The sequence below is a fragment of the Limnohabitans sp. Hippo3 genome (assembly GCF_003063665.1).
In the GTDB taxonomy this organism is placed as follows: Bacteria; Pseudomonadota; Gammaproteobacteria; order Burkholderiales; family Burkholderiaceae_C; genus Limnohabitans_A.
The window spans coordinates 44756-63933 of the sequence record NZ_NESF01000008.1 but is presented as its reverse complement, the minus strand read 5'-3'; the positions used below and the strand labels follow the sequence as shown (position 1 = coordinate 63933).

Annotated in this window: 20 protein-coding genes and 1 pseudogene; 12 read left to right on the top strand and 9 right to left on the bottom strand. The window is 60.4% G+C overall.

Annotated elements, in window-relative coordinates:
- The first annotated feature begins 30 nt into the window (after positions 1-30).
- Positions 31-1200 carry a selenoneine synthase SenA gene (gene senA / locus B9Z34_RS09990; protein ID WP_233249531.1) on the top strand — a complete coding sequence of 390 codons (1170 nt, stop codon included), beginning with the start codon at positions 31-33 and terminating at the stop codon, positions 1198-1200.
- Positions 1201-1209: 9 nt separating this feature from the next.
- Here the strand turns inward: senA and B9Z34_RS09985 are convergent, their stop codons facing one another.
- Positions 1210-2220 carry a Gfo/Idh/MocA family protein gene (locus B9Z34_RS09985; protein ID WP_108427968.1) on the bottom strand — a complete coding sequence of 337 codons (1011 nt, stop codon included), beginning with the start codon at positions 2218-2220 and terminating at the stop codon, positions 1210-1212.
- A gap of 3 nt (positions 2221-2223) precedes the next feature.
- The gene (locus B9Z34_RS09980; RefSeq protein WP_108428034.1) at positions 2224-3120 is read right to left on the bottom strand and encodes an NAD(P)-dependent oxidoreductase; all 897 of its coding nucleotides are present in this window, start codon (positions 3118-3120) and stop codon (positions 2224-2226) included.
- Positions 3121-3374: 254 nt separating this feature from the next.
- On the opposite strand from B9Z34_RS09980, the gene B9Z34_RS09975 reads away from it, so the two are divergent.
- From B9Z34_RS09975 to B9Z34_RS09960, 4 genes are all read left to right on the top strand, one after another.
- Positions 3375-4364 carry a TRAP transporter substrate-binding protein gene (locus B9Z34_RS09975; protein WP_108427967.1) on the top strand — a complete coding sequence of 330 codons (990 nt, stop codon included), beginning with the start codon at positions 3375-3377 and terminating at the stop codon, positions 4362-4364.
- A 61-nt stretch (positions 4365-4425) separates the two neighbouring features.
- Positions 4426-4917, top strand: coding sequence for a TRAP transporter small permease (locus B9Z34_RS09970; protein WP_108427966.1), 492 nt, complete (start codon positions 4426-4428; stop codon positions 4915-4917).
- 8 nt (positions 4918-4925) lie between these two features.
- Positions 4926-6233 (top strand): TRAP transporter large permease, encoded by a 1308-nt coding sequence (locus tag B9Z34_RS09965; protein WP_199220104.1) that lies wholly within the window; start codon positions 4926-4928, stop codon positions 6231-6233.
- A 15-nt stretch (positions 6234-6248) separates the two neighbouring features.
- Positions 6249-7097 (top strand): TauD/TfdA family dioxygenase, encoded by an 849-nt coding sequence (locus B9Z34_RS09960; protein WP_108427964.1) that lies wholly within the window; start codon positions 6249-6251, stop codon positions 7095-7097.
- A gap of 3 nt (positions 7098-7100) precedes the next feature.
- Here B9Z34_RS09960 and B9Z34_RS09955 read toward each other — a convergent pair whose 3' ends face one another.
- Positions 7101-7865 (bottom strand): SDR family NAD(P)-dependent oxidoreductase, encoded by a 765-nt coding sequence (locus B9Z34_RS09955; RefSeq protein ID WP_108428033.1) that lies wholly within the window; start codon positions 7863-7865, stop codon positions 7101-7103.
- A gap of 102 nt (positions 7866-7967) precedes the next feature.
- Positions 7968-8936, bottom strand: coding sequence for an L-histidine N(alpha)-methyltransferase (egtD, locus tag B9Z34_RS09950; protein ID WP_108427963.1), 969 nt, complete (start codon positions 8934-8936; stop codon positions 7968-7970).
- Positions 8937-9052: 116 nt separating this feature from the next.
- Between egtD and B9Z34_RS09945 the strand changes: the two genes are divergently transcribed.
- Genes B9Z34_RS09945 through B9Z34_RS09925 form a run of 5 tightly spaced genes read left to right on the top strand, consistent with a single transcriptional unit; the run spans position 9053 to position 13258 of the window.
- A complete protein-coding gene (locus B9Z34_RS09945; protein WP_199220103.1) occupies positions 9053-9922 on the top strand; it encodes a putative selenate ABC transporter substrate-binding protein in 870 nt (289 codons plus the stop codon).
- A gap of 18 nt (positions 9923-9940) precedes the next feature.
- On the top strand, positions 9941-10780 hold the full coding sequence (locus tag B9Z34_RS09940) for a phosphonate ABC transporter ATP-binding protein (protein ID WP_108427962.1): 840 nt from the start codon (positions 9941-9943) through the stop codon (positions 10778-10780).
- A 32-nt stretch (positions 10781-10812) separates the two neighbouring features.
- Positions 10813-11697 (top strand): PhnE/PtxC family ABC transporter permease, encoded by an 885-nt coding sequence (locus B9Z34_RS09935; RefSeq protein WP_369907631.1) that lies wholly within the window; start codon positions 10813-10815, stop codon positions 11695-11697.
- Positions 11694-12527, top strand: coding sequence for a phosphonate ABC transporter, permease protein PhnE (gene phnE / locus B9Z34_RS09930; protein ID WP_108427961.1), 834 nt, complete (start codon positions 11694-11696; stop codon positions 12525-12527). Before B9Z34_RS09935 ends, phnE begins: the two co-directional genes overlap by 4 nt.
- Positions 12528-12559: 32 nt before the next feature.
- Positions 12560-13258: a glutathione S-transferase N-terminal domain-containing protein gene (locus B9Z34_RS09925; RefSeq protein WP_108427960.1), complete on the top strand. Its 699-nt coding sequence runs from the start codon at positions 12560-12562 to the stop codon at positions 13256-13258.
- Positions 13259-13459: 201 nt separating this feature from the next.
- Here the strand turns inward: B9Z34_RS09925 and B9Z34_RS09920 are convergent, their stop codons facing one another.
- Positions 13460-14407 carry a DMT family transporter gene (locus B9Z34_RS09920; protein WP_158268712.1) on the bottom strand — a complete coding sequence of 316 codons (948 nt, stop codon included), beginning with the start codon at positions 14405-14407 and terminating at the stop codon, positions 13460-13462.
- 123 nt (positions 14408-14530) lie between these two features.
- Here B9Z34_RS09920 and B9Z34_RS14740 point away from each other — a divergent pair.
- Both B9Z34_RS14740 and B9Z34_RS09915 read left to right on the top strand, forming a co-directional pair.
- A pseudogene (locus B9Z34_RS14740) lies at positions 14531-14707 on the top strand (LysR family transcriptional regulator); the annotation flags it as partial.
- A 36-nt stretch (positions 14708-14743) separates the two neighbouring features.
- Positions 14744-15439 (top strand): substrate binding domain-containing protein, encoded by a 696-nt coding sequence (locus B9Z34_RS09915; protein ID WP_233249540.1) that lies wholly within the window; start codon positions 14744-14746, stop codon positions 15437-15439.
- A gap of 103 nt (positions 15440-15542) precedes the next feature.
- Here B9Z34_RS09915 and B9Z34_RS14630 read toward each other — a convergent pair whose 3' ends face one another.
- The 4 genes from B9Z34_RS14630 to B9Z34_RS09900 all read right to left on the bottom strand — a co-directional run bounded on the left by B9Z34_RS14630 (position 15543) and on the right by B9Z34_RS09900 (position 19119).
- The gene (locus B9Z34_RS14630; protein ID WP_199220102.1) at positions 15543-15710 is read right to left on the bottom strand and encodes a hypothetical protein; all 168 of its coding nucleotides are present in this window, start codon (positions 15708-15710) and stop codon (positions 15543-15545) included.
- A gap of 10 nt (positions 15711-15720) precedes the next feature.
- A complete protein-coding gene (locus B9Z34_RS09910) occupies positions 15721-16794 on the bottom strand; it encodes a YeeE/YedE thiosulfate transporter family protein (RefSeq protein WP_108427957.1) in 1074 nt (357 codons plus the stop codon).
- 16 nt (positions 16795-16810) lie between these two features.
- Positions 16811-17755 (bottom strand): sulfurtransferase, encoded by a 945-nt coding sequence (locus tag B9Z34_RS09905; protein WP_108427956.1) that lies wholly within the window; start codon positions 17753-17755, stop codon positions 16811-16813.
- A 146-nt stretch (positions 17756-17901) separates the two neighbouring features.
- Positions 17902-19119 (bottom strand): MFS transporter, encoded by a 1218-nt coding sequence (locus B9Z34_RS09900; RefSeq protein ID WP_108427955.1) that lies wholly within the window; start codon positions 19117-19119, stop codon positions 17902-17904.
- Positions 19120-19178 lie beyond the last annotated feature (59 nt).

Below are 19178 nucleotides of genomic sequence, written 5' to 3'. Positions count from 1 at the left end.
GCCGGGTCTTTTTCAGCTTCCCTGGGGCCCGTGCACAGCGCTGTGCGCACCGCCGGGCCTGCGGCGTTGGCCCGCGCCCTGCAAGCCACCCGCACCCGCACGCTGGGGCTGATGCAGGCTTGGCAAAGCGCCCTGCCCGATTTGTCGGTGCCGCCCCTGCCCGGCATGAACCCACCTTTGTGGGAGTGGGGTCACATCGCCTGGTTTCAGGAATGGTGGACAGTGCGCAACCGCCAGCACCATCTGGGCACGCGCAGTGCCAGCAGCGGCGCGGACTTTGACGCCTCGCTGCTGTCCCATGCCGATGCGCTCTACAACTCCAGCGAGGTGGCGCACGACAGCCGCTGGGCTTTGTCTTTGCCCGATCTGGCCGGGACGCAGACCTATTTGGCGCAGGTGCTGCAGCGCAGCCTGGGCCACTTGCAAGCGGTGCAGGTGCAGCACGACGCAGGTCATGTAGCCAGCGACGATGACCTGTATTTCTGGCGGCTGGCCCTGCAACACGAGGACATGCACAACGAAGCCTCGGTCTACATGGCGCAGGCTTTGGGACTGACCTTGCCCGAGGCCCTGTGCTGGCGTACGGGTGCCCCCTGGTTGCAGACTGAGTCCCCAGCACAGATCCATGTGGCGGCGCAGGTCTACACACTCGGCCATGCGGGGCCAGGTTTCGCTTTCGACAACGAGCGCCAGGCCCACCCGGTGGCGCTGGCGGCTTTCAGCATCGACGCAGAGGCTGTCAGCTGGGCGCGTTACCTGCCGTTTGTGCAGGCCACAGGTCACCCCATGCCGCCGCACGTGCGCTGGGAGCATGGGGCTTGGCAAGCGCAGCGCTTTGGCCGGTGGCAAGCGCTGGACTTGCAAGCCCCGGCGGTGCACCTGAGCGCGCAGGATGCTGAGGCTTGGTGCCAATGGGCGGGCAGGCGCTTGCCCACCGAGGCCGAGTGGGATTGCGCTGCGCAGCAGTCCGGTTTTGCGTGGGGACAGGTGTGGGAATGGACGGCCAGCGACTTCGCGCCCTATCCGAGTTTTGAGGTGCATCCCTACCGCGACTATTCAGCGCCTTGGTGGCACACGCACCGCGTGCTGCGTGGGGCATGCGCGGCCACCTCAGCGCATGTGGTGGATGTGCGTTACCGTAACTTCTTTGTGCCCGAGCGTCAGGACATCTTTGCAGGCTTCCGGTCCGTGGCCTTGTGAGCAATCAGCTCACAGCGGCGATGAACCCATGCGCAGCAATTCATCGATCAGGGCGTGGGTGCTCAGCGCATCGGCACCGGTGACCCGGGGTGGGCGGTTTGAAGCAATTGCGTCGATGAAATCGGTCAACAGGTCTTTGTGGGGCTGGTGTGAAAAATCCATCATGTTGGCACCGCTGCCGGTGCCGCCTTCGCTGGTCACCGTCAGGGTCTCTTGCGTCAGAAAGTTCACTTCCAGACTGGCACCACTCAGGCGTGCACTGCCCAGCGTGCCGATGACCTCGATCGTTTCCGGATAACCGGGGTACATCGCCGTGGTGGCCATCAAGTCGCCGGGGGCGCCGTTGCCCAGGACCAGCAGGGCGCTCACATGGTCTTCGGTTTCCATCTGGTGCAGGCGGGTTTGTCGCACTGTGGCGGCTTTGACCGATTGCACCCCGACCAAAGCCTGAAACAGGTTCAGGGTGTGGATGGCCTGGGTGAGCAAAACGCCACCTCCGTCACGCGCCAAAGTGCCGCGCCCGAGTTCGTTGTAATACGCTTGCGAGCGCCACCAGGGCACCCGCACCGAAGCGGCCTGCACTTCGCCCAAGCGCCCTTGCGTGAGCAATTGCTGCAACACGACCGAGGCTTCGCGAAAGCGGTGCTGCAGCACCACTCCCAGGTGCAGCCCCGATTGTTGGGCCGCCTCGACCAGTTGGGCAGAGCGCTGCAGGTCGAGCTCCAGGGGTTTTTCGAGCAGCACATGTTTGCCCGCAGCAAAGCATTGCTGGCAAATGGCCAGGTGCGTGGCCGGGGGTGTGGCCACGATGACGGCCTGGACCTGCGGATCTTGCAGGGCTTCGTCCAGTGCAGAGATCACGCGCACTGGACCGGCGTAGGGTCGAATGCGGTCTTGATGCGGGTGACGCGTTACCGCGTAACGCAGGTCGATCCGCTCCGCCAGGTCTTGCAAACTGCGCAGGTGCGGCTGCGAGGCCGCACCCAAACCCACCAGGGCCATGCCCATGCGTTGACCCATGGGTCAGCTGCCTTTGGCGATGGTGACCTGGTTGATTTGTGCTTGCGCCTTGACCAGCGACGGCACCAGCTCCGCCCCGTAGCCCAGGGCGCAGGCGGTCACCAGGCTTTGGTGCACGCTGGTGCCCACCAATGAGGGGGCTTTCACACTCTCGGTCAGGTGCACGTAGTAGCGCAAGTCTTTCGAGGCGTTGTTCAGCTCGAATTTCAGGCCGGTGTAGTCGCCATCCAGTGTTTTGGCCATGGCCTGGAACAGGCCCGAATTGACCGCGCCAGCCGACACCACCCGCACCAGTTGGGCCACATCAATTCCCGCCTTGGCACCCACGGCAAAAGCCTCTGCGGCAGCGGTGGTGATGGCTTGACCCAGAAAGTTGTTCAGCAATTTGATGACGTGTGCAGCGCCCATTTCGCCGACATGGAAGATGTTTTCGCAATAGGCCTTGAACACCGGCTCCAGACGCGCAAAGACCTCAGGGGATGCGCCCACCATGGTGTTGAGCTTGCCAGCTTCGGCTTCGACCGGTGTGCGGGCCAGGGGCGCATCGACCAGGGTCATGCCCAGGGCTTGACAGCGCGCGGCCAGGCGACGGGTGGAGTCGGGCTCGCTGGTGGACGCATCCACCACCACCAACCCCGGGCGGGCCTGACTGAACAAGCCGCTGGGGCCTTCGAGCGCGGCTTCGACCTGAGGGGAGCCGGTCACACAAATGATGACCGCATCACAGGCCGTCAGATCGGCGTGGCGCTCCACCAGTTTGGCACCTTGCGCCAGCAGGTCCTGCAGGGGTTCGCGCCGTGAATGGGCGGTCAGGGACACCTGAAAACCTTTGGCCAACAAATTCCTCGCAATGCCGTGGCCCATCAAGCCTGAAGCGCCGATAAAACCGATGTGTTTCATTTGTGTCTCTTTCATATGATGAATTAAAACCCCGAATGTCCTGATGTGACAACAGGCGTGCGCTGACCATGTGAGCAAGTGTGGTTCAAGGTATCACTTTCTTCGACAAGGGTGCCAGAGTCTGTGGACGCCTACGTGACAGCTGCACGGTGGATACATGGTTTACCCCAAGACATTTCGAGTTGGTTTGTCCTACAGTGAAAAAACAACAGCGCAGCCAGCTTGTTGTCGATATCACTACAGGAGACATACACATGAAAGTTTTGAAGCCTTTGCTTGGCGTGGTTCTTTCTTCGGTCATGGCCTTGGGCGTGCATGCGCAACAAGCGGCCATTACCTTGCACGGTGCGTCCCAGTTTGGTGACGACCATGCCTTCACCAAGTCGATGGTGCGGTTTGAAGAGCTGGTCAAAAAATACTATGGCAAGCCCATCAATTTCGTGCTGCACAAAAACAGCGAACTGGGTCTTGAGAAAGATTATTTTGCGTACATGAACCAGGGCAAAGCGGTGGACTATGCGATCGTCTCGCCAGCTCACATGTCCACTTTTTCCAAAGCGGCTCCCTTCATCGATGCGCCGTTCTTGTTCAGTGATCTGAACCACTGGAACAAGGTGCTGGATCAGGACGTGCTCAAGCCCATCGCCGATGAAGTGGAACAAAAAGCCGAAGTCAAACTCATCGGTTATGCAGGCGGCGGCGTGCGCAACATTTTTGCCAACAAGTCCGCAGGCAATCTGGCTGACCTGAAGAACCTCAAGGTGCGTGTGCAGGGGGCGCCCATCTGGAGCCGGACTTTTGGCGCAGTGGGCATGACCCCCACGGTGATCGCTTATAACGAGGTCTACAACGCCATTCAGAACGGCGTGATCCAGGCCGGTGAAAACGAAGCAGCTGGCGTGGAGGCCATGAAGTTCTACGAAGTGGCCCCCAACATCCTGATGACGCGCCACGCCATTACCATCCGCCCTCTGTGCTTCTCGGTCAAGACCTTGAAGAAACTGCCTGCAGATTTGCAGGAGGCCATCATCAAGGCTGGCAAGGAAGCCGGCGCCTATGGCCGCCAGGTTGAGTCATCTGAAGACCAGGCCAAGCTCGACAAATACGCCAAGGAAGGCAAGCTTAAGCAGGTGCCGTTTACTCAGCGCGCCGAGATGCAAAAGCTGGTGGATCCTGTCATGGCCGCTTATGCCAAAGAGGTTGGTGCGGATGCGATTTACGCCAAGATCAATGCTTTGAAGTGATCTGCCGATCGGGCGGTGACCGAAAGGTCGCCGCCTTGCTTGTTGACCTCAGAAGTTGATCATGAAAAAGCTGTTGTTCCTCATTGATGCGTTGTTGTCTTTTTTTCTGATCTTCACGGTGCTGCTGTTGCTGGTGCCTGTGAGTTTGCAGATTTTCTCCAGGTACACCGACTTCATTCCCCGTTACATGTGGACGGAAGAAATGAGTCGTTTCTTTTTTGTCTGGCTGATCATGCTGGGTGCCACACTGGGGGTACTCGAAAAAATGCACTTTGACGTGGACTTCTTGCCGCAACTGTCTGCCAAGGCCAATCGGCGCCTGTTGTTCGCTTGCCAGTTTTTCATGTTGATCTTCTCAGGGGTGATCTTTTACTGGGGCATTGAATTCACCCAGTTTGGTTGGAATCAGACCTCGGAGTTGGCCGATATGCCCATGTGGTGGATTTTTATCGCCTGGCCTATTTCCGGTTTTCTGTGGATGGTTTTTTTGTTGCACCACATGTTCAGCCCCTCTGTAGGCGATGAAAGTGTGAACCAGGAGTCAGTGGTTTGAGCTCAGTCATGTTTTCGCCAGGAATGGCCGCCCTGATCCTTTTCGGGGGTTTTTTCCTTCTTCTGGCCATCCGGGTTCCGGTGGCCTTTGCCTTGGGTCTGGCGTCGTTGCCGGTTTTGTTGCTGGAGCCCAGACTTTCGCCGATGGTGCTGTTCAACGAAACCTTCAAGACTTACAACTCCTTCATTTTGTTGGCAGTGCCGTTTTTCCTGTTGACGGCCAATTTGATGAATGGCGGCGGCATCACCGATCGCATGATGCGGCTGTCCAGAGCCTTGGTGGGGCATTTCCCGGGAGGATTGGCCCAGATCAACGTGCTGTTGTCGGTGTTTTTCGCCGGTATTTCCGGTTCGGCGAGTGCGGATGCAGCAGGGCAAGGCAAATTGTTCATTGAGGCACAGGTCAAAGAAGGCTACGACCTGTCCTTTTCGATCGCAGTGACGGCAGTTTCATCGGTTCTTGCGGTGATCATTCCACCTTCCATCTTGATGGTGGTTTGGGGTGGCGTGATCTCCACGTCCATCGGGGCGATGTACCTGGCTGGCATCGTGCCCGGGGTGTTGTTGTGTCTGGCCCAAATGGCCACCGTTCATGCGTATGCGATCAAGCGGAACTACCCCGTCTATCCGCGTGCCAATTGGATGGAGTTGGTCAAATCGGCGGCAGCGTCCATTCCCGCCATGTTGACCCCCGTGATCATCGTGGGGGGTATTTTGTTGGGATGGTTCACGGCCACAGAATCGGCTGCCGCAGCTGTTTTGTACGCAACGGCTTTGTCCTTGCTCTTTTACCGTGAGATGGGTTTCAAACAATTCATCGCGGCAGTCCTGGATACAGGCAAGTTGTCTGCTGTGGCTTTGTTTTGTGTCGGAACCGCTTCGGTCTTTGGCTGGTTGCTGGCTTATTACCAAATTCCCAAGGCCTTGCTCTCCAACGTACAGACTTGGGGCATGGGCGTGATGGGTGTGGGCATCTTCATTGCGGTGGCCTTCCTGATCGTGGGCTGTTTCCTGGATGCGATCCCTGCGATCATCATCGTGGGAACCACTTTGCAGCCCTTGGCCCAGTCGGTGGGCATGCACCCAGTGCACTTTGCCATCATCGGTATTTTGGCCTTGGCTTTTGGTTTGGTCACGCCACCATATGGAATGTGTCTGATGATTTCCTGTGCTGTGGCCAAGGTGCCGTTGAGGTTCGCACTCAAGGACACCATGATCATGGTGGTGCCCATGCTGCTGGTGCTTTTCGCGGTCATCGTTTTCCCTGAGATTGCCTTGTTTTTGCCGCGTATTTTTTCACCCGAAATGATCAACTGAGGAAGGTGAAGCCCCATGCTTGTGTCCACGCCTTTGAGTGATGTTCTGGGTGCCCGCATCGAGGGCCTGGACCTTTCGCAGCCACTCGATGCAGGCCAAAGCCAGTGGCTGGCAGACGCCTTGCACCGGCATGGTTTTGTCGTGCTGAAAAACCAGTCGCTCACAGCCGCGCAAATGGTGGACTTTGCGCGGCAATGGGGGCGGCCTTCGCCGCACGTCATCGACACGTTCCATCACCCGGAAGATGCCAACATCCTGATGCTTTCGAATGTGTTCAAGGATGGCCAACCCACCGGGCTGGTGGATGCCGGCACGTACTTCCACACCGACTATTCCTATCTGGACGATGTGGCGCGTTGCACCATCCTGCATGCCCAGGACGTTCCGCCCGCGCCCAACGGCACCACCTTTGCCAACCAGGCCAAGGCGTATGCCGACTTGCCGACTGGCATGAAAGCCAAAATCAAGGATCTCGTGGTCAAGCACCACTATGGTAACCGCGACGATCTGGACCAACAATCGAGGACGGTGGCCTCTGTGCTCAATGCCGAGCAAGCCAAGCGGGTCAACTGGGTGCGTCATCCACTGGTCAAGTCGCATCCCTTCACGGCCCAACCTGCGCTCTATGCGGTCAGCGGCAGCTCATTTGGCATCGAGGGCATGCCCGATGACGAGGCACTGGACCTGTTGCGCGAATTGGCGGCGCACGCCACGCAAGAAAAATACTGTTACACCAACAACTACGAAAACGGTGACGTGATCGTCTGGGACAACGCTTTGCTGCTGCATAGCGCACCCCTGATCGATTTGACCCGGCCACGCACCCTGTGGCGCGTGACCGTGCTTTACCCCTCAGTGCATTGACACTCAGGGCATGTACTGCCCACCGTTGATGTCGATGATCTGTCCCGTCACATAACCCGACATCTGCTCGGAAGCCAGGTACAGGAATGCGCCTGCACATTCGTCCGCGGTGCCCAAACGGTTCATCGGGATCGTGGCCTTGAAGCCTTCCAGCATTTGAGGCGTCGAGAAGCGCTCATGGAAGGGCGTGGTGATCACACCGGGGGCGATCGCATTGACACGGATCTTGTCTTTGACCAGTTCCTTGGCCAGACCTTTGGTCATGGTGGACACAAAGCCTTTGGAGCCCGCATAAAGCGACGCACCCGCTGCACCGCCGTGTCTGGCCGCGACCGATGTGACGTTGATGATGGCGCCGCCCTGGCCTTGCCGGCGCATGGCGGTGACTGCCGCGGCACTGCACATCATGGCCGAGCGCACGTTCAGGTGCACCACGTTGTCAAACAGCTCGTCGGTGATTTCTTCAATCGGCACACGCTGGACCAGGGCCCCGGCGTTGTTGATCAGGATGTCGATGCGGCCAAATGCCTTGACGGTTTCTTCGACCAGGCGATGGCATTGGGCGGTTTCGAGCACGTTGCCTTGCAGCAAGATGGCCTGTGCGCCCGTGGCCTGGACGGCTTTGAGCACCTCTTCACCCGGACCTTTGCTGCTGTTGTAATGCACGGCCACCCGTGCCCCCTGTTTGCCAAAGGCCACCGCCGCTGCGGCCCCGATGCCGGTGCTGGAGCCGGTGATCAACACCACTTTGTCTTTCAGATCGTTCAACATGCAAGTCTCCTGGTCATTGAATGGGTACACAGCAAGAGTGCTGGGTCGAATTCATTATGGGCAGGTGGGTCCTGTCGACCAATCAAATGCGCGACAAGCTCAGACCGTTGCCCAAAACACCGCAAAGCGCTGGGCCGGATCGGTCCAGACACGGGTCTGGGCAAAACCTGCCGAGCGCAGCAAGGCCTCGAAGTTCGGCACCGTCCATTTGCAGGCGTTTTCGGTGTGGATGGTCTCGCCTGCGGCAAACAGGCGCTCGCCGCCCGGCCACTGCACCCGCACCGCGTGGCGGGCCTGCAGGTGCATTTCCACGCGTGACTGCTCGGCGTTGAAGCGTGACAGGTGCCGCCAGTCGCGCACCGCAAAGTTGCTGCCCACCAGGCGGTTGATGTGCAGCAGCAGGTTCAGGTCAAACGCAGCAGTTACGCCCAAGGCGTCGTCATAGGCCGCTTCCAGCTCGGCCGCGTCCTTGAGCAAATCCACCCCGATCAGCAAGCCGCTGCCCGTGGCTGTGCCGCAAGCGCGGTGCAGGCTTTGCAAAAAGCCCAGGGCCTGATCGGGTGTGAAGTTGCCGATGCTCGAGCCCGGGTAAAACAAGACGCGTGGCTGCGCTGCGTTCAGGGCCAGCGCGTCTGGCAAATCCAAACCACCCGAAAAGTCGGTGCCCAGACCGGTCATGGGCAGGTCCGGGCGCTGGCGCTGCAGGCTGTCCAGGGCCTGGCGCACAAAGTTCACCGAAATGTCCACCGCCACATAACGCCCGGCCCGCAAGGGGCCCAGCAGTCGCCCGGCTTTTTCGCAGTTGCCCGCGCCCAGGTCGATCCAGCAGGCGCCTGTGGGCAGGTGCCGGGCCATGTCGGCGCTGTGCAGGCGCATGAGTTGCGCTTCGGTGCGCGTCAGGTCGTATTCGGGCAGCTCGGTGATGGCTTCGAACAGGCGCGAGCCCAACGCGTCGTACAGGTATTTGGGCGAGGTGAAGGCCTGCGGGGCGCTCAGGCCCTGCAGGAGTTCCTGGGCCACGGCGGCGGCATTGTGCTGGTAGAGCTGGATGAATTGGGGGGTGGTCATGCGGCATATTAAGTCACCGCAGCGGCTACTGGCCTGTCCAGGTTTGGCCCCTTTCCGGTCGGGTGCAAGGATTTCAGGGTGTAATCTCCCCTGTTTGTTTCTTTTACAAAGCCACCATGACCTACACCTTCTTTTCCAAATTCCTGACTTCGGCCTGCGCCGGCTTGTTGGCTTTGTCGGCCTTCAGCGCTGCCCAGGCCCAGACCACGCTGCGCGTGACCACCATCCCCGAGGAAGCCGCCACCGAGCAGGTGCGCAAGTTCACCCCCTTGGCCAACTACCTGGAAAAGCAGCTGGGCATGAAGGTGCAATTCACCCCCGTGACCGATTACCCTGCGGCGGTGGAATCGCTGGTGAACAAGAAGGTCGATGTGGTCTGGTTTGGCGGCTTCACTTTTGTGCAGGCCAGCATCCGTTCCGGTGGCAAGGTGGTGCCCTTGGCGCAGCGTGAAGAAGACACGCGTTTTCAGTCCGTGTTCATTGCCAAAACCGATTCGGGCATCAAGACCCTGGCCGACATGAAGGGCAAGCAAGTCTCTTTCGGTTCGCAAAGCAGCACTTCGGGCCACCTGATGCCGCGCAGCTTTTTGCTGCAAGCCAAGATCGAACCTGAAAAAGACTTCAAGCGCATTGCCTACAGCGGCGCACACGACGCCACCATCGCCTCGGTGGTCAGCGGCAAGGTCGATGCCGCTGCGCTCGACATCACCGTCTGGAAAAAGTTCGTGGCCGACAACAAGGTCGACACCCAGGCGGTGAACGTGTTCTACACCACGCCGCCTTACTTCAACTACAACTGGTCGGTGCACGCCGATATGCCTGCCGACCTGCGCGAAAAAATCAAGGCCGCCTTGTTGGCCCTGAACCCCGCCAACCCCGAGCACGCCGAGATCCTGAAGCTCAACCGCGCCACCCGCTATGTGCCCACCACGCCCGACAACTACAAAGGCCTGGAGTCGGCTGCACGCAGCGCGGGCTTGCTGTAAAGCCTGGACGCCGTCACAGTGAACATTGACCTTCAGGCCCTTGAAGCGCGGCATCCGGCGGCGACGCCGGGTGTGCCAGCGGCCTTGCGTGCATTGAATTTGCAGCTGGCTGCGGGCCAGCAGGTGGCCATCATTGGCCCCTCGGGCGCGGGCAAGACGACGCTGTTGCAGGTGCTGGCCTGTGCCCAGCCGCCCACGCAAGGCACGCTGCAATTGGCGGGGGTGAACCCCTGGGCCCAGTCTGCAGGCGCTTTGCGCGCATTGCGTTGTCGGTTGTTTCTGGCCCCGCAGGTGCCGCCTCTGCCGCCGCGCCAACGTGTGGTGACTTCGGTGCTGGCCGGGCGTTTGCCCGCCATGGGTTTGTGGGCCAGTTTGCGTTCGCTGTTTTACCCGGCCGACATCCCGGCCGCTTACGAGGCGCTGGCGCACTTTGACCTGGGCGACAAATTGTTTGAGCGCGTGGACCGCCTGTCGGGTGGTGAGCGCCAGCGTGTGGGCCTGGCCCGCGCCCTGCTGGCTCCGGCCAGCCTGTGGCTGATCGACGAACCGCTGTCGGCGCTGGACCCGGTGCGCGCCCGCATGGCCATGACCGCACTGGTGGGCCTGGCCCGTGAACGCCAGGTCACGCTGGTGGCCACGCTGCACCAGGTGGACATGGCACTGGCGCACTTTCCGCGCATCATCGGCTTGCGCGATGGCCAGCAGGTGTTTGACCTGCCCCCGGATCAGGTCAGCCCCGAGCGCCTGGCGCATTTGTACGACCAGCACGAGCACGAGTTGCGCGGTGAGGCGTTGCCTGCGGCGCTGCAAGAGCTTGCACCGGCAGCGCCCGCCCCCGTGGTGATGCACTGCCGCTGAGGCGTTCGGGTTCCAGACGTTTCGCTCACCTCATGACCGCTTCCGTGTCCCATTTGCCTGTGGCCCAACCTCCCGGTTCACCACCCGAGCGGCCGTTTGCACCAGCACCCACGCGCGACCCGGCGTTTGCCGCACGCGTGTTCTGGTTGAGCCTGGCGCTGGTGCTCTTGTGGCCGCTGGGTGTGGCCACCGAGTTCCGACCCTGGGTGCTGTGGGAGCCCGAGAACCGCAAGGTCACCGCCGACTTTGTGCGCAGTTTTTGGCCGCTGGTGCACCACCCCGAATTTCTGCAGATGGTGCTGCGCGAGACCTGGCGCACCGTGGCCATGGCCACCGCGGGCGTCACGCTGGCGCTGGTGCTGGCTGTGCCGATGAGTTTGCTGGCCACGCGGGTTTTGTCGCTGTCGGCCTTGTCCGGCCGCATGGACCGCTGGCCAGCCGTGCTGCGTTGGTGCGTGCGTGCTGCCCTGATCGTGCTGCGTAGCATTCCCGAACTGATCTGGGCGCTGGTGTTTGTGCGCGTGGTGGGCCTGGGGCCCACGGCGGGTGTGCTGGCCATTGCGCTGACTTATGGCGGCATGCTGGGCAAGGTGTACGCCGAGATTCTGGAAAGCGGCGAAGCCCACGCCACCCAGACCCTGATGCGCAACGGCAGCGGCCGGCTGCAGGCCTTTGTGTACGCGCTGCTGCCCAGCCATGCTGCTGAGTTGGCGTCTTACACCGTATACCGCTGGGAATGCGCCATCCGCTCCTCGGTGGTGCTGGGCTTTGTGGGTGCGGGGGGCCTGGGTCAGCAACTGGACAACTCGATGAAGATGTTCAACGGCGGTGAAGTGGCCACCTTGCTGCTGGTCTTCATCGCGTTAGTGGCGCTGGCCGACCGCGTGAGCGCCTGGCTGAGAAAGGCGCTGGCATGAAGTCCTTTTCGCGTGAAGCGGCCAACCCGCCCTACAAATTGCCGCCGCCAATTTTTGATGCCCGCTGCAAGGCGTGTTGGTTCACCGTGGCTTTGGGGGCCTTGGTGATGGCCAGCTTTGTGTCGCTCGACTTGGATTGGGCGGCTTTTGCATCGATGGAGGCGGCGCGCAGCATGGGCCGCTTTGTGGCGGAGTTTTTTCCGCCCGACTTGTCGCCCGTGTTTGTGAACAAGGTGGCCTGGGCCGCTTGGGAAACTTTAGCCATGTCGGCGCTGGGCACCGCCATGGCGGCGGTTTTGGGCCTGGCGCTGGCGGTGCCGGCCAGCCGCTTGAGCACCCAAGACCCGGCTTGGCTGCGCAGCCCCACACGCTGGTTGCTCAATGCGTTGCGCGCCATTCCCGAACTGGTGTGGGCGGCTTTGCTCTTGATCTCGGCAGGTCTCGGGCCCATGGCGGGGACATTGGCGCTGGCCCTGCACACCAGTGGCGTGCTAGGCCGCCTGTTTGCCGAGGCCATGGAAAACGTGCCCACCGGGCCGGGTGATGCCTTGCGCACCCAAGGCGTGGGGCCGCTGCGCGTGTTCTTGTATGCCACCTTGCCGCATGTGCTGCCGCAGCTCATGAGCTACACGCTGTACCGCTGGGAAAACAACATCCGCGCCGCGGCCGTGCTGGGCGTGGTGGGTGCGGGCGGCCTGGGGCAGTTGCTGTCTTTCCACATGGGCCTGTTCCACATGAACAAGACCGCCACCATTTTGGCGGCCATGCTGCTGATGGTGGCTTGCGTGGACGCGCTGAGCTTTGCGGCGCGGCGCTGGTTGACGCGCTAAAGAGAGCAGTAGATGTGTAAAGGAGCAAGTACATGATTGATTTTTATTACTGGATTACGCCTAACGGTCACAAGGTCACCTTGTTTCTGGAAGAGTCAGGCATTCCCTACAACATCAAGCCGATCAACATCAGCAAGGGTGAGCAATTTGGGCCTGATTTTTTGCGCATTGCCCCGAACAATCGAATCCCCGCCATTGTTGATACGTTGCCTGCAGACGGCGGCGAGCCGATCAGCATTTTTGAGTCGGGCGCGATTCTTTTGTATTTGGCTGACAAAACAAAAAAATTCATTCCTCAGGACCTGCGTGGAAGAAATGAATGTCTGAAATGGTTGTTCTGGCAAATGGGTGGCCTGGGTCCGATGGCGGGTCAAAATCACCATTTTGTGCAGTACGCCCCTGAACAGATTCCCTACGCCATTGACCGCTACGTCAAGGAAACATCTCGCTTGTATGGCGTTTTGAACAAGCATTTGTCCGATGGACGGGATTACATCTGTGGCGACTACTCCATCGCAGACATGGCGGCCTATCCTTGGGTGGTACCGCATGAGCGTCAACGCCAGGACTTGACTCAATTTCCGGCACTCGCTCAATGGTTGGCGCGGATACAAAATCGCCCAGCGACGAAAAGATCGTATGAGCTGGCCAAGACCATCAACGTCGCACCCACCGTAGATGAAAAAGCGAAATCCATTCTGTTTGGACAGGATGCGAAAACTGTTTCTTGAAGATCGATCAGGAGTAGGCGGTGATGATCAAAGCGGTTGTTTTTTGATGCCTACGGCACGCTGTTTGATGTTTACTCGATCCGGGCATGGATGCAGACATTGCCGTGAAATGGCGCGACAAACAAATTGAATAGGCCCTGACCTTCGTTCAGTTTTGGTGTCACTCTCGACGGAAAGCTGTCATGGCCGTTGATTTGGTACTCAAGGTTTTTTGGCTGAACCTGCGGAAGTTGTCACAGCAACGATCAAACCTGTCATGACCAACAACAGCCCCATGGTTTCCATGGGTGCTGGCACATGTCCAAGGACTGGCCAAGCCATCAATGCGGCCAAGCCAGGCGCCAAAGCTGGAAACACAGCTGCGCGGGAGGGGCCGAGCAAGGACACCATTTTGGAATAGGAGTAAAGCGTGCCTGCCCCTGCAATCACGCCTTGTACCAGCACCTCTGTCCAAAAAACAAAGGGAGCGGCTAAAACCAGACTTTGTCCTCCGGTGAACCAAAAATAAGCAGGCACATAAGTGAACAATGCGCTGATCGAGATCACCGCGGTGGCGAGTAAGGGGTCGAGTCGGTGCTTGCGCAGCACGATGCCAAAGCCTGCCCATAAGGTCCCGGCCGCAAGGAACATGGCGTCACCGATCGATGCACGCAGTGTGAGGCTCGAAGCCTCAACCCCAGACACGAGGACCAAGCCTGTCAGCACCACAGCAATGCCCATGACTCGGCGCAGTGTCATGCGGTCACCCAGCAGCATCGCGCCTAAGACCATCCCCATCACGCTCATGGCGGTGAACGGGAACACAGCGGCATGACTGGGGGGCGCGAACTGCAAAGCACCGAACATCAGTAACCCAAATGGCGTGCCCGCCAACAATGCCACCAGCAGCCATACCCGCCAGCGGGTCGTGAACTGGGCCACATCACGTCGGCAGGCGACGACGATGACTGGCAGCATGAGGATGCCCGCTACGCCAAATCGCAGCACCGTGAGATCAGGTGAGGACAGCCCGTGAGCCATGCCCCAGCGAGCAAACACGGTGTAGAGCGCACCAATGCTGGCGGCGATCAGCCCCACCGCGATGCCTTTGGCGAATTGCTTGCGCTCTTGGTGACTTGTCTGTGCAGGCGTTATCGAGCTGGTGGTCATGCAAAAGGCCTCACGCATCTGTATATCAATGGAGTGGATGCAGTGTTGATGCTTTTGATCGATTGCACTAGGCGTGATATCGGACTAACATTCATTCCAAGTCGGAATGAATAAGGGCGTTTCATGGATAAATTGAGTGCAATGCATGCATTTGTTCGGGTGGTGGAAGCGGGCAGTTTCTCTGCAGTGGCGAGAGAGACCCAAACCACACAGAGCCGTGTGAGCAAACAAGTGGCTGCGCTTGAGCGCGAGCTGGGGGCACAGTTGCTCAGTCGCACCACACGGTCATTGGCTTTGACCGAGGCAGGCGAACGCTACTTTTCCCAGGCCAGGCGCTTGGTTGCTGAAATCGCAGAAGCCGAATCAGAAGTATTTCAAAGCGAACAAGAATTGAGTGGCTGGCTGCGGGTGGCCGCTTCAGTTGGCTATGGACGACTCAAACTGTTGCCATTGGTGAAGCGTTTTTTGGCGGCTCACCCCAAAGTCAAAATCGACCTGCGGTTGAGCGATGGGTTCATCGATCTGGTTGAAGAAGGCATTGACGTCGCTGTCAGAATTGGCGAACTGTCCGACAGCTCTTTGGTGGCCATCCGCATTGGCACCACCCAACGCATGGTGATCGCGAGTCGCCCATATTTGCATGCGTTAGCGGATGGCCTGAAGGTGCCACAGGTGCCGCAAGACCTTTTACAGCACAACTGCATTGTCTATTCGGAGCTTGCCACTCAGAACGCCTGGACGTTCACTGCAGGCCCAGGCGCACTCGCAGAAGAAGGCACCCAGGTCACCATCCGTGCCCAAGGCAATCTGCAAACCAATAGCAGCGAAGTGATACGAGCCTCCGTGCTGTCAGGCATGGGCATTGGCTATTCGCCGACTTGGCTGTTCGAGGACGAGGTGGCCAGTGGGGAGTTGCAGGTGCTGCTGCCGGACTGGCCCGCACCCTCTTTGCCGATTCACTTGGTCAGCCCACCGCAAAGACGCCAATCCGCGAAGGTACGGGCCTTTGCCATGCACATGGCATCTCAATAAAAAATATGCCTCTCAAGCCTCACGCGAAAGTGATGGCTTCACCCGATACATCTTCACTGAAATGGGTTACAAGTTGTTGCTGCTGTGTCAGCGCTGAATCGTCTCACTTCGCCATCGAACAATGCCCACCACTCGTGGCCTGGCCTGAGCCGGCCGCAATCAGCGGCGGCTCGTTGCGCAGGTCGACGGGATTGGACGACTTGAAGTCCCAGGCCAGAAAGGCGGCCAGGCTGAGCCAGAAGACCGCTTGCAGTTGCTGTGTTTTGTTCATGCGGCCTCCTTCAAAATTGGTAGTGGCGGCGCACGCGCACACCGATCAGCGTGCCCGCGAAGGCCAATGGCGCCCAGATCCAGCCGTGCAGGCTGCCGGTGGAGATGCCGCTGAGCATGGCGCCGATGTTGCAGCCAAAGGCCAGGCGCGAGCTGTAGCCCATCACAAAGCCGGCCACCAGGCCGATCACCCATTGCTGCGTTGTGAGGGGTTTGCTGTCGCCAGGCGCCTTGGCCGAGACCCACAGCGCGCCGCCCAGGATGCCGATGTTGGTGATGGTGGTCACGTCCATCAGCACGGTTTGCGTCAGGCGCTCTGCGTTACCCGCTTGGCCCCAGAAGGCGTTGACCGCCGGGTCGAACAGGCCCAGCGCCACCGCACCTTTGGCGGTCCACAGGCCAAAGCCATAGACCACGCCCCAGGGTTGGCCGGCCAGCAGCAGGTTGATGGTGGCCAGGATGGCCAGTGCCACGGCACCCCAGAGCCAGCGTTTGTTGAACCAGGTTTGGCCCGCGCCCACCCACAGGCGGGTGACCACCAGCACGGCGGCCAGCAGCGCCAGGGTCAGGCCCAAGGCCCCGGAGGTGCCCAGTTGCTCACTCAGGCTCACAGGTTCCATCTGGCCCAGTGACAACCAGCTGTCCAGGTGCACCGAGCCCAGAAAGCTGCCCAGGGCAAACAGAGGCAGGATGCCCATGTTGAGCGGCACACCCAGGCCCGCTTTGTAGAGCGTGCCCGAGCCGCAGCCGTCGGCAATTTGCATGGTCAGCCCAAACACGAAAGCGCCCACCAGCAGGCTCACGCTGGGTGGCCCGAGGGCGGCGTGCAGTTCAGAAAACTGGCCCAGCAGCGGCAGCGCTGCCAAGCTGGCCAAGGCCAGCAGCAGCACCTGGCCAGCCACGCCTTGCGGGTTGCGTTGTTCGATGAGCTGACGCCAGCCGGTGGTGAACCCAAAGCGTGCCCCGGCCAAAGCCGCGCCCATGCCCACGCCCACCAGCAGCAAGACCGACTGGCGCACCGAGACTTCGAGGATCAGGAAGATGAAAAAAGCGGCCAGGATGGCCGCTAAAGGGAGTCGTTTCATAAGCCTTATTGGACCATCATTTGCTGAAGGTTTTGGCGCCCCAGGCCTTGGCGTCTTGCAGCAGCTGGGTGGTGCGGCTGGGCACGTTGGCCATGGGCAGACCGTTCGGGTCTTGCGACCACTCGACCATGGAGCCCGCGTAGAGTTTCACGTTTTTCTGGCCCAACACTTCGGACATGGCAAACCAGTTGGTCGCTGCCCAGTGGCCGGTGTTGCAGAAAGACACGGTTTCTTTGGCGGGGTCGATCGGGCTGGCGGCGGCGATTTTCTTGGCCTGGTCAGCGGGCACAAAGGTCGAGCTGCCGGGGGCGAACCACTTGTCGTGTTGCAGGTTCACAGCGCCGTCCAGGGTGCCAGCCACTTTGGCGGCAGGGGCTTTGGTTTCGCCGTTGAAGAAGGCGGCAGGGCGGGCGTCGATCAGGGTGGCGTCACCGGCCTTCACGCGCTGGATCAGCTCTTCTTTGGTGGCGATCTGGCTTGGGTCCAGTTTAGGCTGGAAGTTGCTGGCGGCGACTTTGACGGCGTCGGTGTTTTGCGTCAGACCGGCTTCGCTCCAGGCTTTCAGGCCGCCGTTGAGCACGGACAGTTCTTTGAGGCCCAGCACCTTGAGCGTCCAGTACACGCGGGCGGAGGCACCGAAGTCGGTGGCGTCAGCGCCGCTCGACACCACCACCGCGTGGGTGGCGGGCGTCAGGCCCAGGCTTTGCACCAGCGCCGTCAGCTTGGGCAACTCGGGCAGTTCGCCGGGGTTGTGCGCGGGGCCGCGCCAGCTGCCGTAAGGCGCGTTCACCGCGCCGGCAATGTGCCCGGCGGCATAAGACTTGGCGTCGCGGATGTCGATCACGCGCACTTGGGGGTTGTTCAGTTTGGCCTGCAGCTCGGCGGGGCTGAGCAGGGGTTGGGCGGCCGAGGCGGCGGCCGACAGGGCCAGGCCCAGAACCAGGGTGGTGAGGTGTTTCATTTGGACAATCCCTTGAGGGTGGTTGAAAACAATGGTGCGATTGTGGCCAGCCGCCAAAGACATGGGAACGATTTTTTAGTTGGTTATATATGCCGTTGTGGATATAAGCAGGGACGCAGCTTCGGCTGTGGCGGTTTGCACACCCCTCAAGGTTGGGTATTCAGGGCATGTCTTTGAGCCACCCACATGGCGGCGGTGGCCAACAGGCTGGCCACCAGCAGCCACAGCAGGGCCAACTGGTAACCGCTTGCGGGTGACCACAGCAGGCCCACCGTCAAAGGGGCAGCGGCTCTGGCCACCGCGATCGGCAGGCCCAGCAAGCCATTGAGTTGGCCTACGTGGTCGCGGCTCACGTACTGGGCCAGCGCCGTCCCCTTGACGATGGTGATCATGCCGTTGCCCAGGCCGAACAACAGCACAAACAGCAGTGCCCCTGCCGGGTGAAAACCCCCGAGCAACAGCGCCAGCACCCCCATGGGAATAAAGCCAGGAATCCAGCGGTTGGCAGTGTGCACGTCCCAGCGGCGTTCAAAGAGAAACAACACCACGCGCCCCACCACCTGGATCACGCCAATGGCCGCCGGCACGGCAATCACCCATGTGGGCGACAAACCTGCCTCTTGCAGCAAAGCGATCATGTGGGCGGGCAGTGCAGAGGTCACCGACATCATGAACACCATGAACAGGGCCAGCAGCCAAAAGGGGGTGTGCCGCAGGTGTTCACGCACCGACACCGTGGACGGCAGTGTCGTTGGCCTGTTGTTTCCATTTTTTGACGGTGCATGGCGGGAGGAGCGCGGTGCGCCTTGCAGCAGCCAGCCGTGCAAAGGCATGCACACCAAAAATTGCAGCGCCGCCAGCGCCCACAGGGCTTGTCGCCAACCCCAAAGGTCCATCCACCAGGAAAACAAAGGGATGAACACGGTGCTGGCCAAGCCGCCTAGAAACGTGAGGGTGATGATGGCGCGGCGAAAGTCCTGCCCATAGCGCCTTGTGACCACCGCAAATGCCGGGGTGTAGAGGGTGGCGGCCATGCCCAGGCCCAGCCAGATCCAGGCGGCATAAAACCCGGTCACCGATGTCACTGCGCTGTGCCCCAGCAAACCCAGCCCCACCCATACCGACCCCAGCGTCATCACCACACGTTCGTGTCCGGCGTCGATCCAGCGGCCGACCGCATAAGCCATCAAGCCTTCGGCCAACAGCGCCAGGCTGAAGGCCAGCGAAGACTCGGCACGCCCCATGCCCAGCTCGGCCTCTAGGGGCGTCATGAGCAAGGAAAAGGTGTAGAAAACACTGCCCCAGGTGATGAGCTGGGGCAAAGACAGCCAGAAGCTGAAGGGAATCAGGCGCGGTGGGTGCACGGCAGAAAGTGCTTCAGGCCGCCACGCTGCGGTACAGAGGGTGCATGGGTCAGAGCATA